The organism is Pirellulales bacterium (assembly GCA_036490175.1).
In the GTDB taxonomy this organism is placed as follows: Bacteria; Planctomycetota; Planctomycetia; order Pirellulales; family JACPPG01; genus JACPPG01.
Window position 1 is genome coordinate 1 of sequence record DASXEJ010000170.1, and the last position, 14551, is coordinate 14551.

General features: G+C 60.6%; 12 protein-coding genes. 8 read left to right on the plus strand and 4 right to left on the minus strand.

What is annotated here, in order from left to right; translation table 11 throughout:
- Positions 1–1112, minus strand: a 1112-nt coding sequence (locus VGG64_12835) for a M2 family metallopeptidase (GenBank protein ID HEY1600484.1), incomplete at its 3' end; no start/stop codon positions are given.
- Between the two features lie 530 nt (positions 1113–1642).
- Between VGG64_12835 and VGG64_12840 the strand changes: the two genes are divergently transcribed.
- The 5 genes from VGG64_12840 to VGG64_12860 all read left to right on the plus strand — a co-directional run bounded on the left by VGG64_12840 (position 1643) and on the right by VGG64_12860 (position 6667).
- Positions 1643–2032: a hypothetical protein gene (locus VGG64_12840; protein HEY1600485.1), complete on the plus strand. Its 390-nt coding sequence runs from the start codon at positions 1643–1645 to the stop codon at positions 2030–2032.
- A 542-nt stretch (positions 2033–2574) separates the two neighbouring features.
- The gene (locus VGG64_12845) at positions 2575–3045 is read left to right on the plus strand and encodes a hypothetical protein (GenBank protein ID HEY1600486.1); all 471 of its coding nucleotides are present in this window, start codon (positions 2575–2577) and stop codon (positions 3043–3045) included.
- Between the two features lie 584 nt (positions 3046–3629).
- On the plus strand, positions 3630–4037 hold the full coding sequence (locus tag VGG64_12850) for a hypothetical protein (protein HEY1600487.1): 408 nt from the start codon (positions 3630–3632) through the stop codon (positions 4035–4037).
- Between the two features lie 170 nt (positions 4038–4207).
- Positions 4208–5386 carry a hypothetical protein gene (locus tag VGG64_12855; GenBank protein HEY1600488.1) on the plus strand — a complete coding sequence of 393 codons (1179 nt, stop codon included), beginning with the start codon at positions 4208–4210 and terminating at the stop codon, positions 5384–5386.
- 27 nt (positions 5387–5413) lie between these two features.
- On the plus strand, positions 5414–6667 hold the full coding sequence (locus VGG64_12860) for a hypothetical protein (protein ID HEY1600489.1): 1254 nt from the start codon (positions 5414–5416) through the stop codon (positions 6665–6667).
- 177 nt (positions 6668–6844) lie between these two features.
- Here the strand turns inward: VGG64_12860 and VGG64_12865 are convergent, their stop codons facing one another.
- Together VGG64_12865 and VGG64_12870 are read right to left on the minus strand one after the other, a co-directional pair.
- Positions 6845–7975, minus strand: coding sequence for a DUF1559 domain-containing protein (locus VGG64_12865; protein ID HEY1600490.1), 1131 nt, complete (start codon positions 7973–7975; stop codon positions 6845–6847).
- Between the two features lie 331 nt (positions 7976–8306).
- Positions 8307–9650, minus strand: a complete 1344-nt coding sequence (locus VGG64_12870; protein ID HEY1600491.1) for a dockerin type I repeat-containing protein — start codon at positions 9648–9650, stop codon at positions 8307–8309.
- A 494-nt stretch (positions 9651–10144) separates the two neighbouring features.
- Here VGG64_12870 and VGG64_12875 point away from each other — a divergent pair, with 494 nt between their 5' ends.
- Positions 10145–10849 carry a lamin tail domain-containing protein gene (locus tag VGG64_12875; protein HEY1600492.1) on the plus strand — a complete coding sequence of 235 codons (705 nt, stop codon included), beginning with the start codon at positions 10145–10147 and terminating at the stop codon, positions 10847–10849.
- Positions 10850–11101: 252 nt separating this feature from the next.
- Here VGG64_12875 and VGG64_12880 read toward each other — a convergent pair whose 3' ends face one another.
- A complete protein-coding gene (locus tag VGG64_12880; protein ID HEY1600493.1) occupies positions 11102–12469 on the minus strand; it encodes a dockerin type I domain-containing protein in 1368 nt (455 codons plus the stop codon).
- A 798-nt stretch (positions 12470–13267) separates the two neighbouring features.
- On the opposite strand from VGG64_12880, the gene VGG64_12885 reads away from it, so the two are divergent.
- Both VGG64_12885 and VGG64_12890 read left to right on the plus strand, forming a co-directional pair.
- Positions 13268–13954 (plus strand): response regulator, encoded by a 687-nt coding sequence (locus VGG64_12885; GenBank protein HEY1600494.1) that lies wholly within the window; start codon positions 13268–13270, stop codon positions 13952–13954.
- A gap of 3 nt (positions 13955–13957) precedes the next feature.
- The coding region (locus VGG64_12890; protein HEY1600495.1) for a hypothetical protein at positions 13958–14551 on the plus strand (594 nt) is incomplete at its 3' end.

Here is a 14551-nt window from a genome sequence, read left to right on the forward strand (position 1 = left end):
TTCTTGCTGCTATAAACCGAATGCCCTAGCTCGTGCAGCATCGTCCCCATCCAATATTCGTTGGGGACGATGTTGGCCAGCACCCGCACGTCCCCCTGGCGGTCGATATCGGTGCAGAAGGCGTGCGGACTCTTGCCCGGCTTTTCGTACAGATCGCTGCGGGCGATCACGTCTTCGATCGGCAGCCCGACGCCGGCGTAGAACTTCTCGCAGATTTTCAGGATGTCGGCCGTCCCGAAGACCGAGTCCAGATTGACCGAAAAGATCGCCGGGCTTTCCTGGAAGAACGGATCGTGATAGTGCCAAGGGCGCAGCTCGTCGACGTCGATGCCGTAGTTCAAAGACAGCTTGGCGTCGATCTCGCGCTTGGCGGCGGCAAACGGCTCGCGCGTCAGTGCGTCGAGATTGTCGAATAGCTTCAGCACGTCGTCCTGGCTCTGCTCGTTTAAGGACAACTGCATGGCGTGATAGTCTTTGAAGCCCAGCTTGCGTGCGGCCTCGTTGCGCAGCAGCACCAGTTGCTTGAGGTCGGCCTCGACCATGCGGCCCACCCCCTTGCTGGCTTCCCAAATGCGCTGCCGCCGGGCGCTATCCTTCGATTCCTTCAAGGCCTTGCGGACTTCGCTATCAACCAGCTGCTTGTCGTCGACGCGGGCCCGATAGACGTTGAAGGCCTTTTCGATGTCGTTGGCCGTCGACGTGATGCGCTTCAGCAAGTCGGGGTCGACCTGCTTCTCGAGATAGATCAGATACAGAATATCGATCTGCCGGCGCAGCGTCGGGTCGGAAATCTTGGCGGCCTTGATGGCTTTCAACTCGGCGAAGCGTTGCGAATCGGCCAGGGCATGGTCCAACTGGTTTTGGGCTTCGACCTTGGCGGCAAAATCTTCGTCACGACCGGTCGTATTGGCCGTCCACCAGGCGCGGCCGACGGCAATGTCCAACGGCTGGACTGTGCTTTCGTGATAGGCGATGAATTTCGCGGCCTGGCGATCGCCGGCGTCCTGGGGTTCGTTCTCGGCGGCGCGTGACATGGGCGGAAACACCGTTGCAAAAATGCAGTTGAGGATCAGAACCAAGAGCCCACGTTTGTGACCAGCGATGAGTGCCATAATAAGACGTCCGTAAGAGACTGGAATGCCCCACTGGCCGATTGCGACGCCGGCCGAATCAAACTCTAGGGCCGGCAGGCAAGCCTACCTTACCCCTTGCAGAGGTGAATTCAAGCCGTGTCCGCCCCAAGCCGTGGACAAGGCCAGTCGCCCATGGCTTGCGGAGCCAAACGGTTTTAGAAATCAGAAACGCCGGTGGCGATAGTTGGTGAATACAGAGTCGACTTTTTGTATTCGGATGGCTGAGGTCGAGCGAAGCGGGCCCCCAGTTTGTCGCACATTCTGGGGGCGGCGAATACGCCGACCCCAGGCACCCAGCGACTTTACAATCTTCCCCGGATGACCGGGAAGTGACATCACGGCGCCGTACATTCTGCTAGGATTGAATGGAACGCCGGGTCAAGCAGTGCGAGCCAAGCTGACGCTGTCCGACGCACTAGGAGCAACCCTTCGACCAATGGCGTGTGGCTGCGGGCGCGTTGCACACGGCCCGAGGCTTCATCAAGATGGCGTCGATCGGGAGTCCTGCTATGACTAAAAGAATTACCAGTGGATTGGTAGCGTCGCTGCTCGCGTTGGCCCTGTTCCCATGCCATCGCGCTTGGGCCGATGATGGCACTCAGGCGACGTCGCCGCCGACCGCGACTACAAACGCGGGAGCCGCCGTGGCCAAGTCGCCGGCAGCTGCCGCCGGTGCAACCACAAATCAGAGCACCGTAAACGGCACGCCCCAGCGGCAGGAAGTGTATCGTCCGCGGCGCACCACCTATGCGACCAATCGCGCGCGACGCAGCGGACCCACGAACTACAACTATTCCGGTGTCGGCTTTCCTGGGATGGAAGGGGGCCTGACCGCGGCCGCGAATCGGACGACCTGGGGAAAACCCATGTACCGCGCGCCGCGCAGACGTGGCTGGTAGCTCGGCCCACGCCCGCACTTATTCACCACGGAGGCTCGGAGGCTCGGAGAAGAAAAGTTTGGAAACACGAATCACACGGATGACACGAATAAGAAACCGTCTTGAGTTCGTGGAATCTGTGTGATTCATGGTCGAGGCTATTTGCTCAATAGATTCCTTGTTCGTTTCAGCCCCTCTGGCCTTCAGCTCATCAGCGCCCCGACCCCTCTGCCCCCAGGATCACGGTGTTACCTCCGTGTCTCCGTGACTCCGTGGTGAACTCTTCGCCAAGGAATGGGTTAAATACCCCATAAGTCCCGACGAGCTATCAGCGGAATGACGGGAACGTAAGCCGGGTCGGTGACGGAAATGTAACGGCACCCGCAATGGGCCGGCCCGCGTAGGACTCCTAGCAGATACGGGTGGCTCGCAGCGAACCAACCATTTTCGCCGTCGAAGCACGTGGGCCACGCGAACGAGTGTTAGGGCGTCCCGCCAGGAACCGTGTGTAATCGGTCCGCGGCACGAAATCGACGGCGATTGGGAAGGACCGGGTAAGTACCATGAGACGGTCGATCACACGCAGCTTGGCAATGGCGGTGGTCATGTCGGCCCTCGGGCCGATGACACTGTGGGCCCAAAATGCCGCACCCACCACGGCCACGACTCCGCCAGCCGGCGCTGCCGTCGGCAATCCGACCGGCGCGGCGACAACTCGCCCGATGGTCACGCGCAACGGCAAATGGCGCCATCGCAACCACCACCGGAACATGAACTGGCGCAACGCCAATAACGGCGCAGGTGCGATGCGAGTCAACGGCGCGCCCACGACGGGCCGAATGTATCGGCCGAACAAAAACCCAGTGATGAATGGCGCCACGGCCGCGCCTAATACCAACGCGGCTACGACAGCTAACAAGACGCACCACAGCCGGCATCACAAGGCGACGACCGAAAAATCGAAGTCGACGCCGACGACCACAAAGCAGGCGTCGAAATCCAAGGCTCCGCCCAAGGCGAAGAACATTGGCTAGAAGGCCCTCTCAAGTCCCCCTCCCAATCCGGGAGGGGGGTGTGGCGGAAATCGACCACCCCGCATCTGCGTACCGCCGCCACGTTTCGGTCGCTCATGTTGGTGCCAGGCGATCGACTCCTGGAACATTCAGTGGGTAAGCACGGGGCACGGAATGCAAATCAGGGCAATGCGTGAGCGCAGAAGCTCCAGGCTTTTTTGTCGCCTTGCAACTTTGGCACAGGCACCACCCGCTGCTTCTTTCGTTGGCCGTAGCGACCTAGACTCTCCAGTGCCATGCCAGACCTTTGGGCAGATCAACATTTGCGAATTCCAGGTGCACGACGCGGCGACGCGCTGGAATTAACGTTGCGAGGAGGAGTGCAGCAGCAGCGGACGGAACATCATCATACTGCCGCGGACCGCTGCGCATTCGGCTGTGGTAACATCAGCCCGCCATCGTTCGATTTGGTCGCCAGTCAATTTTCCGTGGCGATGCGACCCTGGGAGAACTCGCAAGGATAGAGAGCCAGGGCGCGCCCGACGCCGAAGGCGCGGGGATCAGCCGCACTGCCAGGGGTTTCGCCATTCTAGTAAAATGGCGTCGTGAGCGAATCACCCCCCACCCGCGACCGCGGGTATCAGTTTGGTCTGGGAACGATGTCCGTGGTGGTGACCGTCGTGGCCACGTTCTTGGCCTATCACGTCAATTGGATTCGGCAGCGGCACGCCTTCTTAACCGAGGAAGGCGACCGGTTTGCAAGAATACCTGTCGAGGAGTTCGCCCTCGCGAGTGCTTTCATTTCTCCGCAAAGAATGCCCGCTCCAGGGATGCTGTGGTTATTTTCCGAAGACGGACTGGAATATCTCAGTGTCATTGTCGAGGCGGCAAGTCGCACCGAATTGACCTCAGAGGATTTAAATCGACAAGCGCTCGCAACGCGACTATTTCCAGAAGCCGAAATCGGCTTTTATTTTGTGCGAAATAACCTGGAGGCACCGGCAATACATTAGCCGGGCTGCACACTGCCCAAGCACACACTATTAAGACACCCATAACCGCCTTGGTGACCATAAATTTGATCAACACACCAACCAGCCACGACCGTGCCATCGCCGCTCATCATTTCCTCACAATTGCCTGTTAGGCTGGGCGGCTTGTTTTCGGGGGAAGACGAAACATCGTGTCTGAAGACCGCCGCGCGGCGGTTTGCGCCCCCCCTCTTCAACTCCCTGCCGCTGCGATGGCCGACCAGATGGGCCAGACATTATCCTTGGCCCGAATCGATCGGGAACCTGAAGGTCGCGCGCGGTGCGCTAGTTGGATCGTTTCGCCGGCGTTTGATCTGTTGTTTCTGGTCAACGCAGGCTGGGTGCTGGCTTTTTTGCCGGGCTTTCTTAGTGCCGAGCGGACGCCGCACATCGAGTTCTGGCAGATTTATTTTCTCACCACGCCGCATCGTTGGATCACACTGCTGTTGGTGGCCACGGATCCCGATCGTCGGCTGGGGCGCGGCAAGCTGTTCGCCGCCATGGCCGTGATGGCGCTAGTGGTCGTCAGCGCCGTGCGCTGGGCGAGCGGAGGATTTGTCTGCCTGCTGCTGATCGACTATGTGTGGAACGCCTGGCATTTTGCCGCGCAGCATGCCGGCATTCTCCGCATGTACTCACGCAAGTGCGGCGGCGGACATCCGCGCCTGGAAACCTGGTGCCTGCGCGCCACCGTGTTCTACACCAGCTTGCGACTGGCAGGCTGGTCGACCGGCTGGACCGAAGCGTATCCCACGGCGCGCAGCGGATTGACGATCTTGGACGTCGTGATGTCGCTGCCGGTAGTCCTGCTCTTCGCCGTCGAGCTGATCGCGCGTCCCTGGCGACGGCCGGGCAAGATGGCCTATCTGACCAGCGTATCGACAATGTATCTCAGCTTGCTCGCGAGCGTGGCCCTGGGATGGACTACGCTGATCCTGTCGCTGACCGCCGCCGCAGCGGCCTTTCACGCCATCGAGTATCTGGCCGTCGTCAGTCATTACGCGCAGCGTCGCCGCACGCATGGCGCGCCGAGCCTGTTCAGCAAAATGGCCCGAGCTTGGGGAAGCATGCTCGCGCTCTATGTCATTCTGTTTGGAATGCTCGCGCAAATGGCGGACGTGTGGTCGCACGAAATCTGGTTGGGGGTCAATCTGTGGGCGGCCGGGCTGCACTACGCCTACGACGGCATGATCTGGAAGCTGCGCGCCGCCCCCACGGCGCAAACGCTCGGAGTGGAACTTCCCGCGCGCGAATCGGCGGCGCCGCCCTCGCGCAAGCTCGCGACAGCCGGCACGCCCGAACTGGTATCCGCCACGGCCGAGATGAGTTGAAGACCCATGCGCCCGGCAGCAACCTCGATGCCAGTTCGATTTTCTCGCGTGCTTGGCGGTTGCGCCGCCTTGGCCGTGGCAGGACTGTCACTCGCGGGCGCGGCCGGATGGCATGGTGCTGGCGTGGCCACCGTTTTTGGATGGCAACGCGTGGCGGTCGTACATCTACTATCGACGCTGCCGGCATCTGTCTGCCTGGCGGCGCTAGTGACGCAGAGATTTTCGCTCGGGCGGCCTCGGCTGATGGGAATTCTGTGGGCAAGCGTTGGAACGATCGTGGCGTTATTTGTGGCCGGGGCCCTGCCCGATGTGGCCCGGGCGGTAGACGCCGACCACGTTGGATTCATCGCGCGGGCGTTACTGCGGGTCGGCACGTGCTTGATACTTGAATTGCCGTGGTGTCTGGCGGCTGAGTGCTGGGCAGAAGCTTGGGAAGATCGGGCTCGCCGTGATCAGCAACCGGACCGCGCCACGCTCGCAGCGCTCGTGATCGCCATATTGGCTGCCGTGGGGTTGCCTGCCGCGTATGCGGTCGATCTTTACCGTCGTCAAACGGCTGTGGCCGCCGACTTGATCGAGCGCCAACAACTGGTCGCAGCGCAGAGAGTGATAACGCGGCTGTGCGCGATCGGCAGCGTACGCCCGATCGCCGGCATCGCTCCTGCTGCGATCGAGCGCAAGTTGGCTGAATCTATCGTGACGCTCGATCAAAGGTTGGAGAAGTCGCAAATCGCAGAGATGAAGCCGGCAGGTCAGATCGAGCAGGCGCGATTGCTGGCGATGCTCGACCGTGGGGCCGAGGCGTCTCAACTGCTAAATCCGCTGGCTGCCGCCCATGCCGAGGCAGCGTTACTGCTGGCGGCCGTTCTGCAACAGCAGCGGCAATGGACTGAGAGCAGTCAGTGGTATCGAACCGGGGCAGAGCTTTTACAAGCTGAACCGGACTCTGCCGCAAATACGGCGGGGCGTGTGCGCGCGCTCAACGGCCTTGCGTTCAACGCCCGCGAAAGGACGCAATATGCCGAGGCCGAGGCGGCCTATCGGCAAGGGCTCGCCACGATTCCCGCTGCCGCAGGGCATTTTCATTTCCAATTGGGCCGGCACTATCAACAGGCGGGGCGCCCGCTGAGCGCGGCAGAACATTTGAAAGCCGCCGCCGAACTTGCGCCGGAAACGTATGCCCAACAGGCCCAACAGTTGCTTCGGCAACTGGCGGCCGAATCGCCTGGATGCGTATTGGGGACCGGGCTGGCCGCGCCTGCCGGCGCGCCGAAGCGATAAGCGGACGCGCGATCAGCAACTATCGCACAGTAACTAGCGGGTGCCGTGTCCATGCCCAGTGTGGACATGCCTTGTGGACATGTCTCACCGATGGTAACTCACATGCCCACGCGATCGTGGGCATGGCACCCGATCATCTTACGCATGGCGTGCATCGACGCGCTAGGGGGATGAAGCCTACGGCGACGAAACAATATCGCCGTAGCCGCGCGTGGCGAGTGCTTGCCAGATGGCGAGATCGATGTTGTCGGTATAGAAGCGCACCGAGCCGTCGGTCATGGTGGCGTTAACGCCGCCGGGGTGCATGCTACGCGCCGAAGCCCAAACCGCGCCGCTGGCCTGGTTCTGTGTGCAATGACGCGGATCGCCGGCGGCGATCGCGGTGCTGCAGGCGGGAATGACGTCGTTCGTTTTGGAGTTTGGTCCGTACTTGGCCGTGAAGGACGACCCGCCCATGCCGGCCCACGACCAGGTGCCACGTCCGTCGGCCTCGTCATCAAAGCCGACGACCTCGCTGACAAGCACGGTGTTACTAGTGCCGTCGGTAAACTCGGCCAGCCGTGTTCCTTGGCCCCAGCCAGCCTTCCAACGACCAAGGATCGACGGGTCGTTGGATCTTTGCTTCACTCCGGCGGTGCCGGCGGGCATCACTACGCCAAATGCGCCCGCGGTGGTGGGAGACGTAAACGACATGAACGTGTCCGAGCCGAAATTGGCGGCATAGTTCCCCTTGTCCAGGTCTTCGAGATTCCAGGCACTCATCTCAGTCTCGATAACTTCTGAGCTAGGGCACAACATGAAGGGAAAAGTCAGGTCGCCAAAGTCGCGATAGGGCTGGCCGGTCTTGTCGCGGTCGCAGTCGTCCGGAGCGTTGTACTCATTGTCGAGGCATCCCAGTAGCTTGTCGTTCATCGCCGCCTGCTCGATCTGCGGCATGATGTTCGACAGCCAGTTCGGGCCCATGCAATAGACGCCCGTTTGCGTGCCGCCGGTTTTCCACAGGCCCATGAAACCCTGCGGGTCGAAGGCCTTGTTGGGCGAGCAATGGGGCATGCCCGGCGGAAACGATTGCATCATGTCGTGATGGTTCAGCAGCGCCAGCGACATTTGCTTGAGATTGTTCACGCATTGCGCGCGGCGCGCGGCCTCGCGCGCCATCTGCACCGCCGGCAGTAAAAGCCCGATGAGAATGCCAATGATCGCGATGACCACAAGCAGCTCCACCAGCGTGAAGCCGCGCGGCGCAGCCGATATGCTCGGACACTGCTGCGGTCCGTTCTCCTCACGCCTCGCCATTCGACGGCGCATCCCGAATCCTCCCATGTCGTGATTCCCTCTCGCTCAGCCCCGCCTCAAATTTTGCGCGAGCGACGCATTGCGAAACGCCGTCCGCCCCGCAAAAAAGAACTTTACTATTGTCGCCACGGTGTCGATCGCCACGGTGTCGATCGCCGCAGTGTCGAGCGCCGCAGTGTCGATCGCGGTAGTGTCAAACGCAACGGAGTCGATCGCGGCGCAGCGACTTTCGGCTGCGCGACTTAACGTGGCACGATAGCGATCGATTGTGAGGCGATGATTAGCAACCCAATAGAATTGCGAATCCTCGCCTGATGCACCGGCGGAAAACGTCGGCAACGCCCTAGCAACCGCTACGCCGGCGGAGCGAACGCCCCGCCAGGCACACGACCGCGCCGATTGCGCAAAGTATGTAAGAGGGTGGCTCCGGAACGTTAGCGCCGCTACCGGATCCGCTGCCGGGCGCTCCGCCACTTTGCAGCCAATGACTGGCAATGACGTTGACATCCAAGCCATTCACGACTCCGTCGCCATTGGCGTCGCCAGCTTGCAATCCCACGCCGGTGTGCAGCCAATTGGCGGCAATCGCGTTCACATCCAGGCCGTTGACGACGCCGTCCAGATTCACGTCGCCCGGCTTGATGTTGTTGAACCAACTGCGCAGCGGGCTGAGGTCTTCCGAAACTAATGCATTGTTGACCGTCCACTGGCTAAGGCCGCCGAAGTTGCTGGTCGAACCGTCGAAGTAATCGCTACCCGTAACGTGTTGCCAGTCGGACAGCGTGGGATTGGTGCCCACGGGGAAGGCCTGCAGCTTGCCCAACTCGTCGGAGCCAATGCCGCCGCCACCCCAACCGGGCGGAATTGTAGTAGTTAAGGCCTCGCCAATGGGCCCCTGCACGACGTTGCCGTGGCTATCCTTGATGGTGAATTGCCAATTGTCATTGTTGGCGACAAACAGTCCACCTGCTTCGGTCCCGATGGCTGACGTGACACCATCTTTGGTTACCGAGCCGGCGAAGTTGAAGTATTGAAACGCACCGTTGCTCTGCTGGCCGGCGTAGACGTTGATATTCCAGTTGGGTCCGGGCGCCATGTTCGCTCCGGCCGGCGCGTTGGGATTCCAGGCGGTATTGGAGGAAAAGTTGACCAATGTTTCGAGTGTCGGATTGCCCGAGTACTGAGTGCCGTGCAAAACGCCGAGACCGTCGATGTCGCCGTCGCGCTGCATGCCTCCGCCACCGGTCGGATCTCCGTCGACGTTGGGGGGATTCGGGGGCGTGTTGTTGAGGTACCACACCGATTGGTCCTCGGTGATGTTGACGGCTGTTCCCATCGGCACGGCGGCCCACACCGGATCATTGCTGAAGGTGATAGAGCCGCTGCCGGAGCTGGTACCGTCCCCTTTATCGTAGGACCAGTCGATCTGGTAACCCTGCAAATCGAGGGTGTTCTTGCCGGGGTCGGCCTTGGTGGTGAGGAATTGAAGCCAATTCTGCCCATTCCCTTCGACGCGTCCCAACTCTCCGTCGGATTTGCCGTTCTTCAGGTAGATTCCGCCGCTGACAGCGTTGTATTGGTTCATGATCAGCGCGTTGGAGTCGTCGGCCCGCGCGATGCTTCCGAGAGCACCGCTCACGACCATCGTTGCCGTACACGCAAGAAGTGCAAAAGCCTGCTGTCGCATTTTCCGGTTTTCCTTCCCTTTAGAAAATCGCCTGATGATGTTTGCTTGGTGGGTCGCCCAACCCGCCGAGGATTGCCGTGCCTGGCAGGGGGCGCGAAAGCACAGCTCGAGAGTGAGCTGGCTTTTGGAGCCGGTACGGTACAGGCGAGTTGCTAGGACAAGATTAGCGACGTGTTAGAACTCGATGAGGATCTGCGGCGTGGTCCGGCGCGCCGTCCCATCGTCACTGGGCGGCGCGGCGCTCGATGGCTCGCTGTGATTTCTTGCCATTCTCATCATTCGCTAATCGTCTCCTAATCTAGGACCGCTACGCTCCTGCCAGCACGCGGCGACCGCGAAGCGACCGTTCGACTCGCCCAGCGAGACGTTTTTCTGCGCAACAAATCGTTGCCAGAAATGTTGCCAGCGATCGCGGCAAACAATCATCGCGGTGCAACGCGTCCGTTTTGTTGATCTGTAAGTTCTGGTTTCAATAACTCCAGAGGAGCAAGCTCATGAAGGTACAACTTGGTAGAGTTTTCTTGATCGCCATCGGCGGTCTTCTGGCGATATCGGCCCATGGGCGCGTGCAAGCCGCCTCGATGGCCATCACGGAATGGGCGTACGCCGCCAACGCGCCCGGCGGTGAGTACGTCGAGTTCACGAACGTCTCGAACGCGCCGATCGACATGACCAACTGGTCGGAGGATGACAACGACCGTAACGCCGGCAAGCACGATTTCGGCACAACGTTCGGCATCGTGCAGCCGGGCCAGAGCGTCCTCATGACGGAGGTCGCGCCTGCGACATTTCGTTCGGTGTGGAACTTGCCCTCGACGGTCGCCGTTTGGGGACCTTATACCGACGACAACCTCGGCCGCAGCGACGAGATCAATCTGTATGACGCCAGCAACAATCTGGTCGATCGGCTGACGTTCAACGATCAGACGGGGCAGGGTCCGCGGGCGAACAACGTCGGTGCCAATATTCCGCTGGCGGACCTGGGGATGAACAAGGCGTCGAGCGCCGTATTGTCTGTCGTGGGGGACGCCTACGGATCTTACAAGAGCACGGCCGGCGATATCGGCAACCCGGGCATCTACACGCCGTTCCAGGTACCTGAGCCGGCCACGATCACGCTGATCGCGACGGCTGCTTTGATGCTGGTGACGCGTCGTCTTGTCGGCGGCCGCAAGGTGGCCAGCCGTCAAGCGTCGTAGCCTGCCGGGCATCTCGTATTAGGCTCGCTTGATACGACCCCTTTCGGCAATCGTGCCGGAAGGGTTTGTTTCGCGCGCCGCGCACGGCAGGACATTCGCAACATGAGGAAACGCAAGAACGGGCGCCATGGCTCGGAAATCGACTCGGAAAGCCGTGCGGCGAGCCTTGTATCATCCAGCGGCCCCACCTGAGTTCGACGCTTTCTCCACCAGCCGCGGTCGGACCCAGTCAGGGTAGCTCTTTTTTTTTGATTAGTGGGCACGGCGCCATAGCAACAGCGCAAGTCCGCCGAACGCCGCCATGATGGAAGTCGATGGCTCAGGCACCGCAGAGATTCCCCCTGCGCCACCACCAAGGCCACCGCCGCCGATGCCACCTCTTCCAACGCCTATGTCGTGCTGCTGCCAATGCAAGGCGACCGCATTGATATCCAAGCCGTTCACCATGCCATCGCCGTTTGTATCGCCCATCAGGAAGTAACCGGTATGATTCCACTGGGCGGCTACGGCGTTGATATCCAGGCCGTTGACCATGCCATCGCCGTTGGCATCCCCGGGCAGCGGCACAACGGCAACGTCGTTCAATGACGTGAACGTCGGGCCTGCGCCATGCGTCGCGTCGGAAAGAATCGTGCGATTGCCGGTGGTCGGATCGACGGCGAGTAGTCCCAGGGACGAGTTAAGGGTCGACGCCAAAATCGTTCCCCCGGGCTCAACCGCCAAGAGCAACGTCCCCCCAGGATCGATCGGACCTGTACCCACGGTACTCGTTGAAACCATGGTGCGATTGCCTGTCGTAGGGTCGATACGATATATGCCGAACGTGGAAAAATCCGTAGTGTTGCCTCCAGAAACCAGCAATTGACCTCCGTAGGTCGCGACATCGGCAGCGGTGTTAAATGCCGGTCCGCTGCCAGCACTCTTACCCGAAATTATCGTGCGATTCCCCGTTGCCAAATCCACGCTAAGCAAGCCCTCGAACTCGTCAGCCACGAACGCGGTGCTTCCCGAAACCTGAAGTCCCCCCGGGAGCAACCTCCCCGATATCACTGCACGGTTGCCCGTGCTAGGGTCGATCGTCATAAGGCTACTTCCGGCGCCTACGCTCGAATCGGTCATAAGGATTTGATTGCCGACTTGCCTGGCAATTACGGGACCGTTGAACATGGTCCCAGAGCCGATGGCAGCATAGGGCGGAATGGTATCCGTCATGCTATCCTGCGACAGCACGGTGCGGTTCCCGGTGCTCGGGTCGACGAGATAGACGCGCGCCGGCGTTGGTGGTGGTGGCGGCGGAGTAAGGCCGTCGACTGACACAGGCATAGGACCACTAGGAAAACCCATATCCGTTACCAGCAAGTCGCCATTGGCGGTGACGGAAACTCCCAAGGGTTGGCTAAAGGGCATCCCTGTGCCGTGCGCATTGTCCGAGAGAATCGACCGATTGCCGGTCGCGGGGTCGATCAGTACAAGCCCCGTATCGCCCGTGCTAATATTCGCGGTGACTACAATGTCTCCGGCCGGTAGCGCCGCACGCGCCGGTGCAGCAAGTGCAATCAGCAACGCAAGGAAGTAGACGCCTGGTCGTCGAAGAATTTGACGCGCGAGTGCGTTGAGCATGTTCCACCCCTTACCTTTTTTGCTCGGTGGAAATCAAGACTTGGTTGAGTGGCACGCCGCGCATACGAAAACGCTTCCACGGTCAACAGATCGACGCCTAGATGGGCGAGGCGCCGGATTCCTTTCCACTCTGGCATGATACCCGGTAGGGTTTTTCAAACAAGAAAAATATTATTTTCCGACTGCCGTCGGCCGGGCCGCGCAATTGCTGGTGAATTCGGAACTGCCAACTTTCGCGCTATTTACGGCCTAACTGCCGTGCCGCGCCATGCGTAGCACCCGGCCGATAAGTCTTGGACGGAATGGTTAGCTTGCCAATCAATGGTCCTTCATCGTCCGTGCGTGACGAACGCAATGGCCCATGGGAGCGCAGGTGTAATTCATCGGGTAGCCGATGCGCTGACGTAGCCACTGACGCTCTGCGGATGAGCGATCGGCAAGGCGTGCGAATTCCAATGAGGGGACAAGAAAGGAACGGGCCGTGTATCGCCGCTCGTTGACGGAGTGCAGCGCCCTTTCCTACTTGCGATTTTGGGTCGCCTTATTTTTCTTTGTGATGTTTCGTGACGTGAAAGCATTGTCAGCAACAGGTGTTCCGTCGATGCGCGCGAATCTTGCCGTCGGTCGCCGGTTGAAGAGCGAGGACGCTCGCCGTTAGAATGGCCGCCACGGGTGCAATACGAGTGCGGCCTATGGGCCGGCAAACACGTGAATCAAACACCCCTCTAACAGAAGCCTAACATTCCCATGCTACCCATGATGCCCGAGACAACTTTCCGTCGAACCCCGGGCTTAACCATGGCACGAGAGCGTGTGCTTGTTGTGGATGACGAGCAGGATCTGCTCGAGCTAGTAAGCTACAACCTCAACAAGGAAGGGTATAAGGTTGTATGCGTGTCGTCGGGAGAAGAAGCCCTGACAGCTGCGCGGCGCGATCTGCCCGATTTGATCGTGCTCGATCTCTTGCTGCCGACGGTCGATGGATTGGAAGTATGTCGGCGCTTGAAGATGGACACGCGCACTCAGCACATCCCCGTGCTGATGCTCACCGCCAAGAGCGAGGAAGCAGACGTGGTCACCGGCCTGGAACTGGGCGCCGAGGACTATGTAACCAAACCGTTCAGCCCGCGCGTACTCGTGGCGCGCGTCAAAGCGGTGCTGCGACGTCGCTCGAAGGAAGGGGCCGATGACGACAATGCTGTCAGCGTCCACGACCTGGTCATTCATCCTGGCTGGCACGAGGTTCTATTGGCCGGTCAGCCGATCGATCTGACGTTCACGGAATTTCGTCTGTTGCATTTCCTGGCGAGGAAGCCGGGCTGGGCCTTCACGCGTGGACAAATCGTGGATGCCGTGAAGGGGGAGGATTACCCCGTGACAGAGCGATCGGTCGACGTGCAGGTCGCCGGGCTGCGCAAGAAGATGGGTTCCCGCGGCGACTATATCGAAACGGTCCGCGGGATCGGGTATCGCTTCAAAGGGTAGCGGATGGCCAGGAAGCGGCTGCTGTGGCAGCTTTATCCGTCGTATCTGCTTGTAGCGGTGACCGCGATCGTCTCGGTCGGCTGGTTTGCCGCGTACCTGTTGGAGAAATCGCATCTCGCCGCGCTCGACGAACGGTTGCATCTGACCGCGCAGCTTGTGCTGCAGGAAATTGGCGAATCGTTATCCCCCGACGATGCCGAGCCCTTGGGGGCCGTCTGTGCGCGCATTGCCGCCGACACGGGGACCAACGTCAGTGTCAAGCTGGCGTCGGGCCGAGTGCTGGCCGAGTCAGGCAATCGCGAGGAGGCGACAACCGCAGGGGCGCCACCGCAACAATCGGCCGCTATGACCAGCGGAGCCGATGGTCGCGAGATGTTCGTCGCATTGCCGATCGTGCGCGGCGGGAATGAGCTGGGAGTGGTCCGCAGTTCGATCCCCCTGAGCGCGATCAGGCACACCGTGCGCAAATCGCAATTCGGACTGGCCGGGGCGGGCTTGCTGATCGCGGGTTGCGCGGCAGTGCTGTGCCTCGTCGTATCGCGTCAAGTAAGCCGTCCGTTCGAAGAGATCCGTGACGTGGCCGAGCGTTTCGCACGG

What these genes read in the sequence shown, in the direction of transcription:
- VGG64_12885 (HEY1600494.1), top strand. Translation starts at nt 13,268, where the DNA reads ATGGCACGAGAGCGTGTGCTTGTTGTGGATGACGAGCAGGATCTGCTC.
- VGG64_12845 (HEY1600486.1), top strand. Translation starts at nt 2,575, where the DNA reads ATGAGACGGTCGATCACACGCAGCTTGGCAATGGCGGTGGTCATGTCG.
- VGG64_12880 (HEY1600493.1), bottom strand. Translation starts at nt 12,469, where the DNA reads ATGCTCAACGCACTCGCGCGTCAAATTCTTCGACGACCAGGCGTCTAC.
- VGG64_12875 (HEY1600492.1), top strand. Translation starts at nt 10,145, where the DNA reads ATGAAGGTACAACTTGGTAGAGTTTTCTTGATCGCCATCGGCGGTCTT.
- VGG64_12860 (HEY1600489.1), top strand. Translation starts at nt 5,414, where the DNA reads ATGCCAGTTCGATTTTCTCGCGTGCTTGGCGGTTGCGCCGCCTTGGCC.
- VGG64_12840 (HEY1600485.1), top strand. Translation starts at nt 1,643, where the DNA reads ATGACTAAAAGAATTACCAGTGGATTGGTAGCGTCGCTGCTCGCGTTG.
- VGG64_12870 (HEY1600491.1), bottom strand. Translation starts at nt 9,650, where the DNA reads ATGCGACAGCAGGCTTTTGCACTTCTTGCGTGTACGGCAACGATGGTC.
- VGG64_12865 (HEY1600490.1), bottom strand. Translation starts at nt 7,975, where the DNA reads ATGCGCCGTCGAATGGCGAGGCGTGAGGAGAACGGACCGCAGCAGTGT.